Origin of the sequence: Micromonospora phytophila (assembly GCF_023656545.1) — a bacterium.
Lineage (GTDB): Bacteria > Actinomycetota > Actinomycetes > Mycobacteriales > Micromonosporaceae > Micromonospora > Micromonospora phytophila.
In genome coordinates, this window is record NZ_JAMOKF010000613.1 from 1 (window position 1) to 1,226 (window position 1,226).

The window sequence follows — 1,226 nt, forward strand, 5'->3', positions numbered from 1 at the left end:
CGATGACCTTCACCGGTACGCCGGACGACCTCGCCCGCCTTCCCGGCATCTCGTACGGGGTGACCGCCCCGGCGGAGCTGCGACCGCTGGCCGCCCGGCTGGCGGCCGACCTCGGCGGCGTGCCGGAGTGGGTCGGCGAGGCGGACCGGCCGCTCTACCACGCCGCGCTCGCGCACGGCGCCAACCACCTGGTGACCCTGGTCAACGAGGCGGCCGACCGGCTGCGCGACGCCGGGGTGGGCCAGCCGGAGAAGGTGCTCGCCCCGCTGCTGCGGGCGGCCCTGGAGAACGCGCTGCGCCTGGGCGACGACGCGCTGACCGGCCCGGTGTCCCGGGGCGACGCCGGCACCGTCGAGCGGCACCTGGCCCGGTTGGCGGCCACCGCGCCCGAGTCGGTCGCCCCCTACCTGGCCCTGGCCCGGCGCACCGCGGACCGGGCCATCGCCGCCGGCCGGCTCCGCCCGGTCGACGCGGAGCCGCTGCTCGGGGTGCTGGCGGAGAAGCAACGGGAGGTGGCGGCGTGAACGCTTCGGCGACGACCGGCGGCGGGGAGCACGGGCCGGTGGTGGTGCACACCCGCGCCGACCTGGCCGCCGCGCGCGATGGGCTCAAGGGCACCGTCGGCGTGGTGATGACCATGGGGGCCCTGCACTCGGGGCACGAGACGCTGCTGCGGGCGGCCCGGGAGCGGGCCGACCACGTGCTGGTCACCGTCTTCGTCAACCCGCTCCAGTTCGGGCCGAACGAGGACTTCGACCGCTACCCGCGGACCCTCGACGCCGACCTGGAGATCTGCCGGCGGGCCGGCGCGGACGTGGTCTTCGCCCCGTCGGTGGCCGAGATGTACCCGGACGGCCAGCCCCGGGTCCGGGTGAACCCGGGCCCGCTCGGCGAGGACCTGGAGGGGCAGAGCCGCCCCGGGTTCTTCCACGGGGTGCTCACCGTGGTGCTGAAGCTGCTCCAGCTCACCCGCCCGGACCTGGCGTTCTTCGGCGAGAAGGACTACCAGCAGCTGACCCTGGTGCGGCGGATGGCCCGGGACCTCGACGTGCCCGTCGAGGTGGTCGGCGTGCCCACCGTCCGGGAGCCGGACGGGCTGGCGCTCTCCAGCCGCAACCGTTACCTCTCCCCGGCCGAGCGGGAGGCCGCGCTGAGCCTGTCGGCGGCGCTGCGGGCCGGCGCCGGGGCCGCCGACGCGGGCCGGGACGCGGGGGCCGTGCTGGCCG

2 protein-coding genes are annotated in these 1,226 nt (G+C 77.2%); both read left to right on the forward strand.

Annotation, left to right across the window (positions count from 1 at the left end):
* Window positions 1–524, forward strand: a 524-nt coding sequence (locus NCC78_RS31760; protein WP_250799139.1) for a DUF2520 domain-containing protein, incomplete at its 5' end; no start/stop codon positions are given.
* Window positions 525–562: 38 nt separating this feature from the next.
* Window positions 563–1,226, forward strand: a 664-nt coding sequence (gene panC / locus NCC78_RS31765) for a pantoate--beta-alanine ligase (RefSeq protein WP_250799141.1), incomplete at its 3' end; no start/stop codon positions are given.